This is a genomic window from Cryobacterium sp. Y11 (assembly GCF_002929535.1).
In the GTDB taxonomy this organism is placed as follows: domain Bacteria; phylum Actinomycetota; class Actinomycetes; order Actinomycetales; family Microbacteriaceae; genus Cryobacterium.
Genome location: NZ_PJJO01000059.1, coordinates 131,771 through 148,051 on the forward strand (window position 1 = coordinate 131,771; position 16,281 = coordinate 148,051).

A 16,281-nucleotide genomic window follows, 5' to 3' on the forward strand; every position below is an offset into this window, starting at 1 on the left:
CCATGGCTATTGTTCCTGACACGTCTGACTGGACCTGGGTGCTCGAACGCCCCTGCCCCGACTGTGGATTTCGGGCGAGCGAGGTGGCCTTCGACGACCTGCCCCGCTTGATTCGCGAAAACGCCGCAGCCTGGAGCGCGGTGCTGGCGCGAGCGGATGTCGCGGTGCGCCCGAACGACCACACCTGGTCGCCCCTGGAATACGCGGCCCACGTGCGCGATGTTTGTCGTTTGTTCGATGAACGACTGCGCCTGGTGCTCACCGAGGAGAACCCGATGCTGGCGAACTGGGATCAGGACGCCACGGCTATTGCCAAGCGGTACGAGCTACAGGTGCCGGAAACGGTGGGCCGCGAGCTGGCTGCGGCTGCGGCATCCGTTTCTACGAGCTTTGCCGTTGTGCCAGCGGATGCCCGGCAGCGCACCGCGCGCCGCAGCGACGGTCCATCGTTTACCGCGGCGACGCTCGGGGCCTACTTTCTGCATGACATCGTGCATCACCGCCACGACGTGGGCGCCAACTAGCTGCGTCGTCGTCTCTTGACAGCACGATCGTGAGTGGCAGCATGTTGGCACAAGCCACATGACAGGAGGCCGACATGTCCGGGCGAATTCACATCGACCTGTTCACCACGCTCGACGGAGTTTCCCAGGCACCCGGTGGCCCCGACGAAGACAGCGACGGCGGATTCGCCTTCGGCGGCTGGCAGGCACCTCTGATGGACGAAACCGATGGTTCTCAGGTGGGCGAGGGGATACAGACCATGGATGCCCTGCTTCTGGGGCGGCGAACGTATGACATCTTCGCGGGATATTGGCCGCAGCACCTGGATGGCCCGGACGCTGACATTGCGCACAAGTTCGACGCGATTCCCAAGTACGTCGCATCGCGGGGTGCACCACAACTTGACTGGCGCGACTCGCACCTGCTCGGCAGTGATCTGGTATCGGAGCTGGCCGCACTTCGCGACCGGCACCACGAGATCCATGTGATCGGCAGCATCGACTTCGCTCGTACCCTCGTCGCTCACGGCTTGTTCGACCAGTTGAACCTGTGGGTATACCCGATCGTGGTCGGTGCCGGCAAGCGCCTGTTCCCCGCCGACGGCCCGCCTGCGTCGCTGGAGCTGATCGCTGCCGAGCGCGCGTCACAGAAGGGCGCAGTTCTGCTGCGGTACGGCTGGAAGGGCTCGGTGCCGGTGACGGACGACATGGGCTCAGCGGAGCGTGCCAACTGATACCAGCCGTCTGATCTGGCGACGCGACTGCTCTGTAGGGAGCGGATGACGGGAATCGAACCCGCGCTATCAGCTTGGGAAGCTGAAGTTCTACCATTGAACTACATCCGCGCGCCCGACCATGGCTGATCAACAATCGGAACCGTGCCAGCATATCAACTCACCGCCGCTAGGCTAAAACCGTGCTGCTCTCCGATCGCGATATCAAGGTTGAACTCGACGCTGGACGAATCGGTTTGGAGCCGCTCGACCCGGCGATGATCCAGCCATCAAGCATCGACGTGCGCCTCGACCGCCTGTTTCGACTGTTCGACAACCACAAGTACGCCTACATCGATCCGGCCGAGGACCAGCCAGAGCTGACCCGCCTGATCGAGACCAAGCCCGACGAACCGTTTATTCTGCATCCGGGCGAGTTTGTGCTCGGCGCCACCTACGAGCAGGTCACCCTGCCAGACAACGTGGCAGCACGGCTCGAGGGTAAGAGTTCACTCGGGCGCCTCGGTCTGCTCACGCACTCCACCGCCGGCTTCATTGATCCTGGCTTCTCTGGGCACGTCACGCTGGAGCTGAGCAACGTCGCGACGCTGCCGATCAAACTGTGGCCCGGAATGAAGATCGGCCAGTTGTGCTTCTTTCAGCTCAGCTCCCCGGCCGAAAAGCCATACGGCTCGAGCGAATACGGTTCCCGCTACCAGGGCCAGCGTGGCCCGACGGCCTCGCGCTCGTTCCAAAACTTTCACCGCACCACCATCGACCGCTGACCGGCCCCAGTAATCCGCACGTAACGTCGCATCGGGTAAAATCCGTATATGACCTCTATGCCCACCCGATTCGACGAGGCGCTCATTGCGCACGGTCCAACGCCGGAATATCCCGGGCGCATGCACCGTTTCGGCCAGCTGGTCGGTTCCTGGGCTGCCAAGGGCAGCCGGCTCGATGAGGCGACCGGTGAGTGGGTCGAACGCGACTTCGTCTGGATGGTCGCATTCATCCTCGACGGCCGGGCCGTGCAAGACGTCGAGATCGTTGCGAGCACGACGCATCCGTCTGGATTTGAAACCGTCGCCACCACCGTTCGCGTTTACGATTCCCTCGCTGGCGCCTGGCGGGTGAGCTACTTCGCTCCAGCGCAGGGCGAATACTGCCAGCTCGTGGCTACCCCATACCGGCACGGCGTGAGGCAAGAAGGCACTCGCACCGACGGCCGCCCGATCCGCTGGAATTTCACCGCCATCACGCCCGAGAGCTACAAGTGGGAGGGGTGGGTGTCGGCCGACGAGGGCGCGACCTGGCAGCTCGTCGCGCACAACGAGGCCACCCGCATCCGCTGAAAACGGATGACGATGGCCTCGATGCACGGGCGGCTTACAGGGCGAACGTGAACCCGAGGTCGGCCGGGTAGTCGCCGAGGGCGGTGAGGTTCGTGGCTGCGGCTTGCAAGGCCGCGAGGGTCAGAGCGAGGGTGCCAGGGCCAAAGCTGACTCGGCTGATCCCCAGCTCGGCGAGGCGCCTCAGGGGAACGAGACCCGGCGCGCCGATCACCGAGATTTTGCCCTTGACCTGTTCTATCGCGCGCGACACCTTGTCTTCGTCGGTTAGGCCGAGGAAGAAAATAACGTCGGCACCGGCGCCGAGGTAGGCGTTGGCGCGGGCGACGGCTTCGTCCCAATCGCCGCCTCCGGCCAACGTGTCGACGCGGGCATTGATAACGAGCGGAATGCCGCTCTGCTCGGCGCCGGCCCGGGCCGCGGCAACGCGGGCTGCTGCGGTCTCGATGTCGAACTGTGGGGCCTTCTCGGCGCCGATGGAGTCCTCAATATTGAGGCCGACGATGCCGGATTCCTCGATGAGGCGACGCACGTTGCGGGTCACGCCGGCAGCATCCGGTGCGTAGCCCTTCTCGAAGTCGGCCGAGACCGGCAGGTCAACGGCGCCGGCGATGACTGTGGCCGCACGGATTGCCTCGTCCAGCGAGATTCCCTCGCCATCTGGCAGGCCACGCACGTTCGAGATGGAATGGCTCGCGGTGGCGAGGGCCTTGACGCCGGGCGCAGCGGCCACGACCTTGGCAGTGATGGCATCCCACACGTTGGTCACGATGAGGGGCTCGCCGGGCACGTGCAGCGAGAGCAGGAGTTCGGCTTTCTGGAGCTGGGTAAGTGTCATGCGTTTCAGTCTGCCGGGCTTTTTACGCTTTGGCGAGGAAACTGTCTGCCGTTAGCGGATCTGCTGCTGCTTGGCCGAGACCGGAATGAGCAGCAACAGGCCGACGAGCAGCACGAGCATGATGCCGAGAATGCCCCAGTAAGTCTCGCCGAAGATCGTCACCGACAACGCGAAAGCAGCCGGCGCGAGAAAGCTCACGGCCCGGCCGGTCGTGGCATAGAGCCCAAAGACCTCGCCCTCGCGGCCGACCGGAATGAGTCGGGCCAGAAAGGTACGGCTGGCCGATTGGGCCGGGCCAACGAATAGGCAGAGGGCCAGACCCGCCGTCCAGAACACGATCTGCCCGCCATCGTGCAAGAAAAACACCAGCAGGCCGCTCACGAGAAGGCCGACCAGAGCGGTCATGATCACGGGCTTGGCCCCCAGCCGATCGTCGAGCGCGCCGACACTCATTGTCGCGATACCGGCGACCACATTGGCCGCGATCGCGAAGATAATGACCTCGCCGGGGGAGAAGCCGAAAACGGATGCTGCGAGCACGCCTCCGAAGGTAAATACGCCAGCCAGACCGTCGCGGAACACCGCGCTGGCAATGAGAAAGTAGACCGTCTGGCGGCTGGTCTTCCAGAGCCGGGCAATATCGTGGCCGAGCACGATGTAGCTGTGCAAGAAGCTGACTTTTTTGCGACGGGCGGCCCGGGGCGCTCGGTACTCGGGCACCCGCAGCAGCACGGGTAACGCGAACAGGCCGAACCAGACAGCCGCGAGCAGCATGGAGACCCGCACGGCGAGACCGTTCTCACCGGTCACGCCAAACAGACCGACCTCGGGCGAGATGAAACCGAAGTAGACGATGAGCAGCAGAACGATGCCACCGAGGTAGCCCATGCCCCAGCCGAATCCGCTGACCTTGCCGATCGTGCGTGGCGTCGACACCTGCGCGAGCATGGCGTTGTAGTTGACGCCTGCGAATTCGAAGAAGACGTTGCCGGCCGCAACCAGAAACAGCCCGAGCAACAGATAACTTGGGCTGGCCTGCACGAAAAACATGGCTGCGGTGAGCAGGACGACTATGAACGTATTGATGCCGAGCCAGAACTTGCGGCGGCCCGAGGTGTCTGAGCGTTGCCCGGTGATCGGGGCGAGGACTGCGATCACCAGGCCGGCAATCGCCAGCGCCCAGCCGAGCTGGGCTGAGATGACGTCTTCGTCGCCAAAGGAGGAGCCCGTGATGTACACGGTGAAAACGAAGGTCGTGACGACGGCGTTGAACGCCGCCGAACCCCAGTCCCAGAATGCCCAGGCCACCACCCGCCCGCGCCTGGGAGTGGTACCGGATTCTACGGCGACTGTCTCGATCATGTGCATAATCTACTGCTCAGTGGTAAACATCGGGATGCGTCGGGATGCGGCATCCGCTCGAACGAAACTTGAGCCACTCACACTCAACTTTCAGCCGCAGAAATTGACAGGGACGCTCGGGCGCTGAAATACTTGAGCCAACGAGACTCAAGTCTTGAAAATGCTTTGTTTGTGAATAAAAGGAGAACAACCCAGATGGCTCGTGCAGTAGGTATTGACCTCGGAACCACCAACTCTGTGGTGGCCGTGCTCGAAGGTGGAGAACCCACCGTCATCGCCAACGCTGAAGGCTTGCGCACCACCCCATCGGTGGTCGCGTTCACCAAGGACGGCGAGGTTCTCGTCGGAGAAACCGCCAAGCGTCAGAACGTCACTAACGTCGACCGCACCATCTCCAGCGTCAAGCGCCACATGGGCACCGACTGGAACGTCGCCATCGACGACAAGAAGTACACCCCGCAGGAGATCTCGGCGCGTATTCTCGCCAAGCTCAAGCGTGACGCCGAGCAGTACCTGGGCGAGAAGGTCACCGACGCCGTCGTGACCGTGCCCGCGTACTTCAACGACGCCGAGCGTCAGGCCACCAAGGAGGCCGGCGAGATCGCCGGACTCAACGTGCTGCGCATCATTAACGAGCCCACCGCGGCCGCACTGGCGTACGGCCTCGACCGGGGCAAGGAAGACGAGCTCATTCTGGTCTTCGACCTCGGAGGCGGAACCTTTGACGTGTCTCTGCTCGAGGTCGGTAAAGACGACGACTTCAGCACCATCCAGGTGCGTTCGACCGCCGGCGACAACCGCCTCGGCGGCGACGACTGGGACCAGCGCATCGTTGATCACCTGATCAAGCGCTTCAAGGAGACGACCGGCGTTGACGTGTCCAAGGACAAGATCGCCAAGCAGCGCCTCAAGGAAGCCGCCGAGCAGGCCAAGAAAGAACTCTCGAGCAGCATGTCGACGAGCATCCAGCTGCCCTACCTCTCGCTGACCGAAAACGGCCCGGCCAACCTCGATGAGACGCTGACCCGCGCCCAGTTCGAGAAGATGACCGAAGACCTGCTCGACCGCACCAAGAAGCCCTTCCAGGACGTCATCCGTGAGGCCGGCGTCAAGGTCGGCGACATCGCCCACGTCGTTCTCGTCGGTGGTTCCACCCGGATGCCCGCCGTCTACGAGCTCGTCAAGAGCGAGACCGGCGGCAAGGACCCGAACAAGGGCGTCAACCCCGACGAGGTCGTCGCCGTCGGCGCCGCTCTGCAGGCCGGCGTGCTGAAGGGCGAGCGCAAGGACGTTCTACTCATCGACGTCACCCCGCTCAGCCTCGGCATCGAGACCAAGGGCGGCATCATGACGCGCCTGATCGAGCGCAACACCGCCATCCCGACCAAGCGCAGCGAAACCTTCACAACGGCCGACGACAACCAGCCGTCCGTTGCGATTCAGGTATTCCAGGGCGAGCGCGAGTTCACCCGCGACAACAAAAACCTCGGAACCTTCGAGCTCACCGGCATCGCGCCGGCGCCGCGCGGAATTCCGCAGGTCGAGGTGACCTTCGACATCGACGCCAACGGCATCGTGCACGTGTCCGCCAAGGACAAGGGCACCGGAACCGAGCAGTCGATGACCATCACGGGCGGTTCCTCGCTCGCGAAGGAAGACATCGAGCGCATGGTGCGCGAGGGTGAAGAGCACGCCGCCGAAGACAAGCGTCTGCGCGAAGTCGCCGAGACCCGCAACACGGCCGAGCAGCTTGCCTACTCGATCGAGAAGCTGATCAAGGACAACGTCGACAAGCTTCCAGAAGACGTGAAGAACGAGGTGCAGGGCGATGTTGATGCCCTCAAGTCCGCTCTCGCTGGCGACGACGACGACGCGGTCAAGACCGCGTTCGACAAGCTCAACGAAAGCCAGGGCAAGCTCGGCGAAGCCATCTACAAGTCCAGCCAAGCGGATGCCGCAGCCGGCGCCGAGCAAACCGGCGCCGACGAAACTCCCGCCGAAGAGAACAAGGACGAAGACGTTGTCGACGCCGAGGTTGTTGACGACGACGAAGACGAGACGAAGAAGTAGGCCGCAACTATGGCTGACAAGAAACATCCGGGTAACGACGCGTCCGCTGCGGGGGTGCCCGATGACGGCGCCGCCGCGGCGGACGCGGCAGCGGCCGCATCTGTACCCGACAGTGCCGAAGCTGACGATTCGGCCGACGGGATCGAAGAAGATGAACTGACCGTTCAGGACATTCTCGACGCGGCAGAGCGCGAAGTTGCGGAGCCGACGAGCGAACACCTCGCCGACCTCAAGCGCGTTACGGCCGAGTACGCTAACTACCGTCGGCGCACCGAAGCCAACCGAGCGATCGAGAAAGAGCGCGTGACCGGGGATATCGTCAAGGTGCTCATTCCAGTCCTCGACGATATCTACCGTGCTGAGAAGCACGGCGACCTCGTGCCAGACTCGGCCTTCGCCACGATCGCGGCCAAACTGCGCTCGAGCGTTGAACGCCTCGGCCTGACCTCATTTGGCGCCGTGGGCGACCCCTTCGACCCGACCATGCACGAGGCGATCTTCCAACAGCCGAGCGCAACTGTCGATGTTGAAACCGTCGGCGACGTCGCGGAGACGGGGTACTACCTCGGTTCAACGCTGCTGCGCGCGGCCAAGGTCGTCGTTCAGGTACCGAGCGATGGCTAGCCAGGACTGGTTCGACAAGGACTTCTACAAGGTTCTCGGGGTGTCGAAAGATGTCACTGCGGCCGAGTTGAAGAAGGCGTACCGCAAGCTCGCGCGCAAGTACCACCCGGATTCCAATCCGGGCAACCCTGCAGCTGAGGCGAAGTTCAAAGAGCTGTCCGAGGCGCACTCGGTGCTGGCCGATGCCGCGCAGCGCAAGGAATATGACGCCGTGCGGGCCATGGGAAGCGGGGCGCGGTTCGCCGCGCCCGGCGGCCGGGCCCAGAGTGGTGGATTCGAGGACGCCTTCGGAGGCATGTTCGGCGGCGGAAGCCGTCAGCAGAGCTATTCCTACGAGCAGGGCGGCTTCGACGATATTCTCGGGGGTATGTTCGGCAGGGGTGGTGGCGGTGGTTTCGGCCACTCGACCGGCGGGTATCGCGGCTCGGGCGCTCCGACTCGCGGCCGCGACGTGATCGCGTCGACGACCGTCGACTTCATCACGGCCATTCAGGGCGACCAGATCAGTCTGCAAACCCAAGATGGCCGCCCGATCAAGGTGAAGATCCCTGCCGGAGTCGCCGACGGGCAGAAGATTCGCCTGCGTGGCAAGGGGCAGCCGAGCCCCGACGGCGGTGAAACCGGCGATATCGTGTTGACGATTACCGTGCGTAAGCATCCGGTTTTTGAACGAGAAGGGCTGAACCTGCGCGTGACCGTGCCGGTAACGTTCGTGGAGGCGAGCCTCGGTGCGACAATCGAGGTGCCAACACTCGGCGGCAGCCCGGTCAGGCTGCGCGTTACTCCGGGCACTCCGGGGGGCCGCGTGCTGCGAGTCAAGGGCCGGGGTGTTACAACGGCCAAGGGCGCTGGCGACCTGCTCGCCGTAGTACAGGTCGCGGTACCCTCGCACCTCTCGAAGGATGCGGAAGAAAAACTCGCCGCCTTCGCCGAGGCGCTACCCAAGGAGAATCCGCGTGATGACCTACTCAAGCGGGCACAGGACTGAGTATGGACGAGAACACCCGGGTCTTCGTGATTTCGACGGCGGCGGAGCTTGCGGGAATGCATCCGCAAACCCTGCGCCAATACGATCGCCTGGGCCTCGTCAGCCCGGAACGCACCCCCGGTAAGAGCCGCCGTTACTCCATGCTCGACGTGGCAAAGCTCCGTGAAATTGCGGAACTGGGCTCTGAAGGTGTGAGTTTGGAAGGCATCCGTCGTATCCTCGAACTCGAGGATCACGTGCGCGGGCTCGAAAATCGCGTACGCGAGTTGGAATCGACACTCGCTGACGAGCTACTGAACCGTCCGGGCCGCCGCGTTTTCGCGGCTGGCTCGGCCGGTGATGTTATTTCGATGAAGGCGGGCACTCGCACCAGACGTAGCAATCAGATTGTCATCTGGCGGCAGCCCAGACCATAGTTAGTTCCAACACATTTTTTTTCAGCTTGTTGCACCAGCACAACTGCACCACTCTCAGGGGGATCGATGTCCGAATCGGGCACACCAGCCAGTTCCGCACCGCGCAAAGACGACGCTAACGAATTTGATTTCGACCGTTTGCGGCGTCGCCCGGACATCGAAGCGGAGAATCTGTTCGCCGTCGACGCGAGCGACCGCCTCATTCTCGATGAGGCCGCCGGCGCGCTGGCCGCCTACCGTTCCGGTGGAGTCGTCGTGCTCGAGGACCGCTATGGCGCCCTCACCCTCGGCGCCGCCGCGCTGCACGATGCCCGCAGCATTCGCGTCTACCAAGACGCCCTCTCCGGCGAATACGCGCTCGACAGCAACGCCTCCGGCGTCAATTTGACGGATGCCTACCGATCACTTCCGCTCGGCGAAGAACTGTTGAAAGACGCCCACGTCGTGCTGCTGCAGCTGCCGAAAAGCCTCGACGCACTCGACGAGATCGCCGGCGCCATCGCCAAGTACGCCGCCCCCGACGTGATCGTCTTTGCCGGCGGTCGGATCAAGCACATGACCGTGAGCATGAACGAGGTGCTGCGCCGCCACTTTGGCGCGCTCAACGTGCGCCCAGCCCGCCAGAAGTCCCGCGTGCTCATTGCCTCCGCGCCGCTCGCCGCCGAGGCCACGGATCGGCCGCACACCGGCTGGCCCCACACAGAACGCCACGACGATGTCGACCTGACCGTGCGCGGACACGGCGGAGTCTTCGCCGGCACCAGTATTGACATCGGCACCCGGGCGTTGCTCGAGGTGCTCGACCGCATGAAGCCCGACGCCGAGCGCGCCATTGATCTTGGTTGCGGCACCGGCGTGCTCGCCGCGGCTCTCGCGGCGCAGCGTCCGCTACTGCGGGTACTCGCGACGGACCAGTCAGCCGTGGCCGTCGCATCCGCTCGGGCGACGATCGATGCCAACGCGCTCGCCGAACGGGTGACCGTGGTACGTGCCGATGGCCTGTCTGGTCAAGCGGATGACTCGGCCGACCTGATTCTGCTCAACCCGCCGTTTCATATTGGTGCCTCCGTGCACGCTGGCCTGGCCGAGAAGCTGTTCATCGACGCGGCGCGGGTGCTCGCGCCCGGCGGGGAGCTGTGGACGGTATGGAACACGCACCTCGGCTACCGCCCAATGCTTACCCGCATCGTCGGCTCGACCCGTCAGGTCGGCCGCAACACCAAGTTCACGGTGACGGTGTCGACCGGTCGGTAGCTTTTTCGGGGCGGCTTGCGGCGGTTCTCTGGTGATCTCGGTGGGCTCGATCAGTGCATGGGGGCCTTTTCGGCACCGGGTGCGGATCTAGCGGGGCCGCGGCATCCGTTTGTCGACGTCGTGTGCGCGGAAGTCAGACTCGAACGAGGGCTTCACCGTTGAGCAGGTCGAGCTGCCAAGCGACCTGGCCATCGGCGTGTGCGCGATGATGTTGAACGAGGTTGAGCGAGGCGTTGCTGATGCTGCCGATGGGCTGGTCAAGGGCGTTTTCCAGGCTCAATCGAATGAGCGTGCCGTGGGCGACCACGATGATGCGGGCTCCGGGGTGTTCGCGAGCAAGCTCGCGTAGGGCGTCGACGCCACGAGTGGCGACGGCCTGTTCGGTCTCGGCGCCGTGGAATCCGCCGGGAAAACGCAGGGCATCAAGGTCAGCGCCGGCACTTAAGCCCTCAGCCGGACCGTAGTTGCGCTCGACCAGTGCTGGCAGGCGTCGCGTCGCGGCCAGGCCGAGTTGCGCGCCGATCAGGTCGGCGGTTTCGGCGGCGCGGGAGAGCGGGGATGACACGATGAAGTCCCAGTCGTAGCGATTGAGGGGAGCGACGGCATCCGCTGCCTGGCCGCGTCCCACGTCGTTGAGCGGGATGTCGGTGGCGCCCTGGATACGCGCGGCGGCGTTCCAATCGGTTTGGCCGTGGCGAATGAGGGCGAAGGTAGTCGTCGTGGTCACCCCTCTATTCTGCCTTGGCTGACGGGGAGTGCGCGCCGGGCCGGTGCGACGGCCGCGCGCCGCGGCGCGGCCCAGACCAATTGGGCAAGCGCCATAACGGTCCAGCCGAGCAGCACGATGAGCAGTGTATTCCGTGCCGTGAGCAGCAGCAGCGAAAACAGATCGCCGTCGATGAGCGGGAGGTAGAAGATGGGAAAGACCAGGGTGGTCAGGGCCGAGATGGCCAGCATCAGCATGGCGGGCACCCGCCATACCGACCAGCTGCGGCCAACGCCGACCGCGACAATCGGCACGAGCCAGAGCATGTATTGCGGGGACCCGACCTTGTTGAAGACGATGAATGCGCCCACCAGGGCGAGGGATCCAAGAAGTAGCAGCTGAGCGGTATCCGCTTGCCAACGGTGAGCAATGACCATGAGAACGAAGATCGCCGCGATGGCGGCAAACATGACCGGCGTCATGAGCGAGGCGACCAGACCGGTACCGGGGCCGCTCACCTCGCGGGTCGCGATGGCGAAGTTTTCGTAAATGACCGTGTCGTGCTGGCCGAGCGTGGCCAGCCACACCCACGGGGTGGTAATGGGCGCTTCGAGTTGCAGGGTGCGGTCGGTCTGTTCGGTCACGAATCCGGTGAGGTATTGCACACCGCCCAGCAGCCACACGGATGCCGCTACCCCGGCCGACACGACCGCCCCGGTGAGCACCACCGTGCGTCGGCGTGGCGACACGGTAACCACGGCCAGGAATACGGCGGCCGGCCAGACCTTGATCCAGGTGGCGAGGGTCAGCACTGCTGCAGCGACGATGGGGCGACGCGCGAGCAGTACGAGCCCGACGATAACCAGCGGGGCGGTGAGTCCTTCCAGGCGCAGCAGCCCGACCGGGCTCAGCAGGAACGAGGCGAGCAGCCAATACCAGGCCGACTTGTAGCCGCCGCGACGGCGACCCCAGTCGGTGAGAGCCCCGACGGCGACGCCGTTCAGCGCGGCCGTCATCAGAAACCAGAGCAGTTGGTAGAGCAGGGGACCTGCAATGCCGGCGAAGGCGATCGGCAGCATCGCGCCGATCGGGTAGACCCACACGGTGTCGATGCCCTGCCAGAACCCGTGCTCGAGGCCAAGTTCGGCCCAGGTGCGGTAGAGCGGCAGATCGCCGAGCACGCGGCCGGTGAGGATGGTGGGGAGCAGGGCGATGAGAAAAACGGCGTGCAGGCTGAGAAACCCCAGCGCGAGGGTACGCGGACGTTGCAGGGCGAGACGGCGGCCTGGGGTGAGTGTCCGAGTCAGGCGGGCGTCAACGCGTTCGACGATTGTGGACATGTTACCTTTTCTGCAGGGCGCGGGGCGGGCTGTCGCCTGCAGTGTAGGCGTGATGGGTAAACCTTGGGTGTCGAGTGGGGCGCTCGTGCACGGGGCCCATGTTCGGAACACGCCTGCTGGCTTATGGGCGCGGGTTTTCACGCCCGGCACGGAAGCTTAGAAGTGGATGCCGGTGCGTTCGCGGTCGACGGGTGAATCCGGGCAATGCAGCGGCTGGTTAGGCGAGGAGTTCGCGGATGTCGGCGGCGGTGAGGGCTGTGCCTTGGGGGGCGCCGTCGGTCATGACGCTTTCGAATAGGCGGGCCTTGGTGGCTTTGAGGGCCATGACCTTTTCTTCAATGGTGTCTTTGGAGACGAGGCGGTAGACCATGACGTTTTTGGTTTGGCCGATACGGTGCACGCGGTCGACGGCCTGCGCCTCGGTCGCCGGGTTCCACCACGGGTCGAGCAAAATGACGTAGTCGGCTTCGGTGAGGTTGAGGCCGAAACCGCCAGCCTTGAGGCTGATCAGAAAGACCGAGCTCGAGCCTTCCTTGAAGTCGCTAATGGCCTTGGCCCGGTTGCGGGTCTTGCCATCGAGGTACGAGTAGCTGATGCCGGCCGCGTCGAGCCGGTCGCGGGCCTTGCCGAGGTACTGGGTGAATTGGCTGAAGATGAGGGTGCGGTGCCCCTCGGCGACGGTGTCCTCGAGTAGTTCAAGCAACGCGTCGAGCTTGGTCGAGGGAATGGCGTCGTACTTCTTGTCGTACAGGCTCGCGTCGAGGCTCAGCTGGCGCAGCATGGTGAGCGAGCGAAAGATTTCAAACCGGTTCGCGTTCATGTCCTCGATCAGACCGAGCACCTTCTGGCGTTCCCGGGCGAGGTGCATGTCATAGACCTTGCGGTGTCGGGGGTGCAGGGTGAGTTCGAGGACCTGCTCCTGCTTCTCGGGTAGGTCGCTGGCCACCTGGGCTTTGGTGCGTCGCAGCATAAAGGGACGGATGCGGCGGCGCAGCTGCGCGAGCCGGTCGCTGTCGGCATCCGTCTCAATGGGTTTGCGATAGTAGTCGGCGAAACGGCTGGGGCTCGGGAACAAGCCGGGCGCGGTGATGGAGAGCAGCGACCACAGTTCCATCAGGTTGTTTTCCATCGGGGTGCCGGTGATGGCGAGCTTGAACGGGGTGCGCAGGCGGCGGGCGCAGACGTGCGCCTTGCTCTGGTGGTTCTTGACGAACTGGGCCTCGTCGAGCAGTAGTCCGGCCCAGTCCTGGGCGTTGTACTCCTCGAAATCGAGCCGAAAGAGCGTGTATGAGGTGATTACGACATCCGCTTCACCCATTACGTCTTGCAGGCCGGTGCCGCGCTTGCCGGCGGTCTGCGTGATGGCTGCTGTCGCCAGCTCGGGAGCGAACCGGGCGCACTCGGTGGCCCAATTCGAGACCACGCTGGTGGGTGCGACGACGAGGAACGGCTTGCGGGCGGCGCCATCCACGGCGCGTTGGCTGTCGCGGGCATGAACGATCAGCGCGATGGCCTGCAGCGTCTTGCCGAGCCCCATGTCGTCGGCGAGAATGCCGCCGAGCTGGTGGTCGTAGAGAAAGCTGAGCCAGTCGAAACCGGACTGCTGGTATGGCCGCAGGGTGGCGTGCACGGCCGGCGGGAGTGGGCGCTCGGCGATAGGCGCGGCCTCCGACAGCCCTTCGACGGCGCTCCGCCAGGTCGCGGCCTGTTCGGCGACGACACCGAGCAGCTGCAGTTCGTCCCAGAGGTCGGCCTGAAAACGGCTGAGACCGAGCGTACCGGCGTTGCTCTCTTGCAGGCCGCGCGCCTCTTCGATCAGGCGCCGCAACTGCTGCAGTTCCGGCCGGTCGAGGCTGAAATAGGTTCCGCTGTCGAGGATCATCAGGTCCTGATCGGTGGCCAGCGCCCGAAACAGGTCGTCGAAGGGAATGTCTTCGCCCTCGATTGTTACGGTGACGGCGAGATCGAACCAGTCCCGAGTGTCGGTGCTTTCGGTCGTGGCGAGGCTGATCACGGGCGCTTCGTCGGCCTCGCGATAGCTGGGCGCGTCGGCCGAGACCTGCACGACGATGCCTTCCTCGGTGAGCTTCGGCACGGCTTCACCGAGGAAGGAGATCATGACGGCGCCCTGCAGCTCGGAGTGTTCGAGCAATCGGGCGGTGCTGATCGGCGTGGCGAGTTGCCAGAGCTGTTCGAACGAATGGATCGTGCGTTCGGCGTCTCGCAGCGTGTCGCGCTCTCGGGTGGCATCGCGAAAGCGGGTGTCTCCGGGGGTGGGGCGCAGGGGGTGGCGGTAGAGCACGGGAGTGGGGGCGATTTCGGTCGCTGGGGCCGGGTCGACTTCGGCAGCGGATGCCGCGGCCGCGCTCACCGAGGCGGCCGCGGCCTGGTCGGTGGGCGCGACATACTGCCATTCCCAAGCCAGGGTAATGCGGGCATCCGTTAGATGGGTGATGGCGAGGTGGAGCTGCGGGCGTGCGGTCTTGGGCAGCTCGAATGAAGCATCGTGGCTGGTCAGGGCGAGCTTCTGCTGCAGAAAGGGGTAGAAATCCGCGAGGAATGCTGGCTCGTCGTCGGCCGGAATGTCGAAGCCCCCGGTCACGGCGAGGGCACGAATCTCGGAACTTACCGGGGTACCCAGCGGCGCGAGGGTGAGCTGCATGCCAGAGGCCAGCGGATCGGCGGGGTTTGTGAAGGTGTACGCGCCGTGCGCCGGATCACCGATGAAACCAAATTCGGCGCCGCGGTGGAGCTTCTCGTTCAGCACGAGCAGCGGGGTCAGCTGAAGGCCAGCGTCGTCCCGCCGGATGTCGACTTCGAGCGAGGCCGGCGACGGGGAGAGGAGAACGGGATTCTGGGCATCCGTTGCGCAGACCATCGGCAGGCCGCTCAGCTGGGCTTCGTGCAGCAGATCCCAGAGGGCCTTGTTTTCGAAGTGGTCGAGGTAGAGCCAGTGGTCGGTGTAGCTGTAATAGCGCTGCCCGGTGGCCGAGAGGGCGTAGAGGGCGTTGAGAATTTTGCGGTGCCCGCGATTGTAGGTGCCGGGGGTCCAGGACAGGTTGTCCCAGGTGAGGTTGCCGCGAATCCACTTGCCCTTTTTGCCCATGACCATGGGACGCGCGCCGAGGCGACGGGGTCCGGGTCGTCGGCTGGGGCTGTATGCGGGGTCGAGCAGGTCGAATTGCAGCGCGAGGGCCGTGCTCGTTGCCGTCTCGCCGCCGGTCGGCTTGGCGAGCGGGGTCAGGGCTGCACGCCAGGCGGGTACCGGTGGGCGGATGGGGATGACGGGGGCGGGGCTTGGTGGTTGGTAAGCGGACGGCACGAAGGTCGACTCGAAGACGGGGGTGCGACGGTCACCAATAGCGCGCACGTTGGAGGCGGTGCGCTCGGCGTTCAACTCGGCGGGGGTGCTGCGGCTGGCGAGAAGCAGGGCGGCGACGTGCTTGCAATTGCTGCCCATCGGGCAGGTGCAGGTTCCGCTGGCCCGAACCGCCTGGCCAGCGGCATTGAGCGTGAAGGAGACGAGCACGGTGTAGGGCTGTGGACTGGTACCGCTGACGCGTCCGGTGAGCTGTGTTCCCGACGGGGCCCAGGACTGTTCGGTGACGTGTCCGTTGCGGGCGTATCGTTCACCGCGCGAGAACGACTGGCTGCCGACGATGCGGGCGATCTCGTGGGTGCTGAGGGAATGGGCCATAGGTGGGGGAGCTCCGTAGGAAAAAGGGACCAACCCTCAGTGTCTCACGCGAGGCTGAATGGCCTCGCTGAACATGGTGTCGCCCCGCCGCCGCTCTCGCGGCACTCCTTGGCGATGGCGGCACTCCGAACTAGGAGTGCCCCGAACTCTAACGAGTGCCGCGATACTGGTGGGGCGAAGTGCGAGGCCTGCTCGGCCGCTAGTAGGCGGCGCCGTTGGCGTATAGAACCTGGCCGTTGACCCAGCGGCCGGGGCCGGCGAGAAAAGCGGTCGCCTCAGCGATCTCACCGGGGTGCCGAGGCGTTGCATGGGGATAGGGGCGAGCGCAGTGACCCTAATATCACGACCATGAAACAGGGAAGGCGATCTCGAATGCTGCGCAGGGCGGACCACCGGTGGGGACCACCGCGGCTGAATT

Annotated in this window: 14 protein-coding genes and 1 tRNA gene; 9 read left to right on the forward strand and 6 right to left on the reverse strand. The window is 64.6% G+C overall.

Going from position 1 to position 16,281, the window contains the following annotated elements:
* Positions 1-2: 2 nt before the first annotated feature.
* Complete coding sequence (locus CXY75_RS14105) at positions 3-524, forward strand: methyltransferase type 12 (RefSeq protein WP_104083444.1); 522 nt, start codon at positions 3-5, stop codon at positions 522-524.
* Between the two features lie 74 nt (positions 525-598).
* The gene (locus tag CXY75_RS14110) at positions 599-1,237 is read left to right on the forward strand and encodes a dihydrofolate reductase family protein (protein WP_104083445.1); all 639 of its coding nucleotides are present in this window, start codon (positions 599-601) and stop codon (positions 1,235-1,237) included.
* 40 nt (positions 1,238-1,277) lie between these two features.
* Here CXY75_RS14110 and CXY75_RS14115 read toward each other — a convergent pair.
* Positions 1,278-1,348, reverse strand: a tRNA-Gly gene (locus tag CXY75_RS14115).
* A 71-nt stretch (positions 1,349-1,419) separates the two neighbouring features.
* Here CXY75_RS14115 and dcd point away from each other — a divergent pair.
* Both dcd and CXY75_RS14125 read left to right on the forward strand, forming a co-directional pair.
* Positions 1,420-2,001, forward strand: a complete 582-nt coding sequence (dcd, locus tag CXY75_RS14120; protein WP_104083446.1) for a dCTP deaminase — start codon at positions 1,420-1,422, stop codon at positions 1,999-2,001.
* 48 nt (positions 2,002-2,049) lie between these two features.
* A complete protein-coding gene (locus tag CXY75_RS14125) occupies positions 2,050-2,571 on the forward strand; it encodes a hypothetical protein (RefSeq protein ID WP_104083447.1) in 522 nt (173 codons plus the stop codon).
* 34 nt (positions 2,572-2,605) lie between these two features.
* Here the strand turns inward: CXY75_RS14125 and CXY75_RS14130 are convergent, their stop codons facing one another.
* Together CXY75_RS14130 and CXY75_RS14135 are read right to left on the reverse strand one after the other, a co-directional pair.
* Positions 2,606-3,406, reverse strand: coding sequence for an isocitrate lyase/phosphoenolpyruvate mutase family protein (locus CXY75_RS14130; protein ID WP_104083448.1), 801 nt, complete (start codon positions 3,404-3,406; stop codon positions 2,606-2,608).
* Positions 3,407-3,457: 51 nt separating this feature from the next.
* Positions 3,458-4,768: an MFS transporter gene (locus CXY75_RS14135; RefSeq protein ID WP_233201922.1), complete on the reverse strand. Its 1,311-nt coding sequence runs from the start codon at positions 4,766-4,768 to the stop codon at positions 3,458-3,460.
* A 195-nt stretch (positions 4,769-4,963) separates the two neighbouring features.
* Here CXY75_RS14135 and dnaK point away from each other — a divergent pair, with 195 nt between their 5' ends.
* From dnaK to CXY75_RS14160, 5 genes are all read left to right on the forward strand, one after another.
* A complete protein-coding gene (gene dnaK, locus CXY75_RS14140) occupies positions 4,964-6,838 on the forward strand; it encodes a molecular chaperone DnaK (RefSeq protein ID WP_104083450.1) in 1,875 nt (624 codons plus the stop codon).
* Positions 6,839-6,847: 9 nt separating this feature from the next.
* Entirely contained in the window at positions 6,848-7,462 is a 615-nt protein-coding gene (locus tag CXY75_RS14145) for a nucleotide exchange factor GrpE (protein ID WP_104083451.1), read from the forward strand.
* A complete protein-coding gene (locus tag CXY75_RS14150) occupies positions 7,455-8,450 on the forward strand; it encodes a DnaJ C-terminal domain-containing protein (protein ID WP_104083452.1) in 996 nt (331 codons plus the stop codon). The genes CXY75_RS14145 and CXY75_RS14150 overlap by 8 nt, the downstream gene beginning before the upstream one ends.
* A gap of 2 nt (positions 8,451-8,452) precedes the next feature.
* The gene (locus CXY75_RS14155) at positions 8,453-8,866 is read left to right on the forward strand and encodes a heat shock protein transcriptional repressor HspR (RefSeq protein WP_104083453.1); all 414 of its coding nucleotides are present in this window, start codon (positions 8,453-8,455) and stop codon (positions 8,864-8,866) included.
* A 66-nt stretch (positions 8,867-8,932) separates the two neighbouring features.
* Positions 8,933-10,120, forward strand: a complete 1,188-nt coding sequence (locus CXY75_RS14160) for a class I SAM-dependent methyltransferase (protein WP_104083454.1) — start codon at positions 8,933-8,935, stop codon at positions 10,118-10,120.
* A 133-nt stretch (positions 10,121-10,253) separates the two neighbouring features.
* On the opposite strand, the gene CXY75_RS14165 is transcribed toward CXY75_RS14160, so the two are convergent.
* The 3 genes from CXY75_RS14165 to CXY75_RS14175 form a co-directional block, all read right to left on the reverse strand.
* Positions 10,254-10,847, reverse strand: coding sequence for a histidine phosphatase family protein (locus CXY75_RS14165; protein ID WP_233201923.1), 594 nt, complete (start codon positions 10,845-10,847; stop codon positions 10,254-10,256).
* Positions 10,844-12,166, reverse strand: coding sequence for a glycosyltransferase 87 family protein (locus CXY75_RS20565; protein WP_104083456.1), 1,323 nt, complete (start codon positions 12,164-12,166; stop codon positions 10,844-10,846). The genes CXY75_RS14165 and CXY75_RS20565 overlap by 4 nt, the downstream gene beginning before the upstream one ends.
* Before the next feature lie 217 nt (positions 12,167-12,383).
* The gene (locus tag CXY75_RS14175; RefSeq protein ID WP_104083457.1) at positions 12,384-15,863 is read right to left on the reverse strand and encodes a DEAD/DEAH box helicase; all 3,480 of its coding nucleotides are present in this window, start codon (positions 15,861-15,863) and stop codon (positions 12,384-12,386) included.
* Between the last annotated feature and the right edge of the window lie 418 nt (positions 15,864-16,281).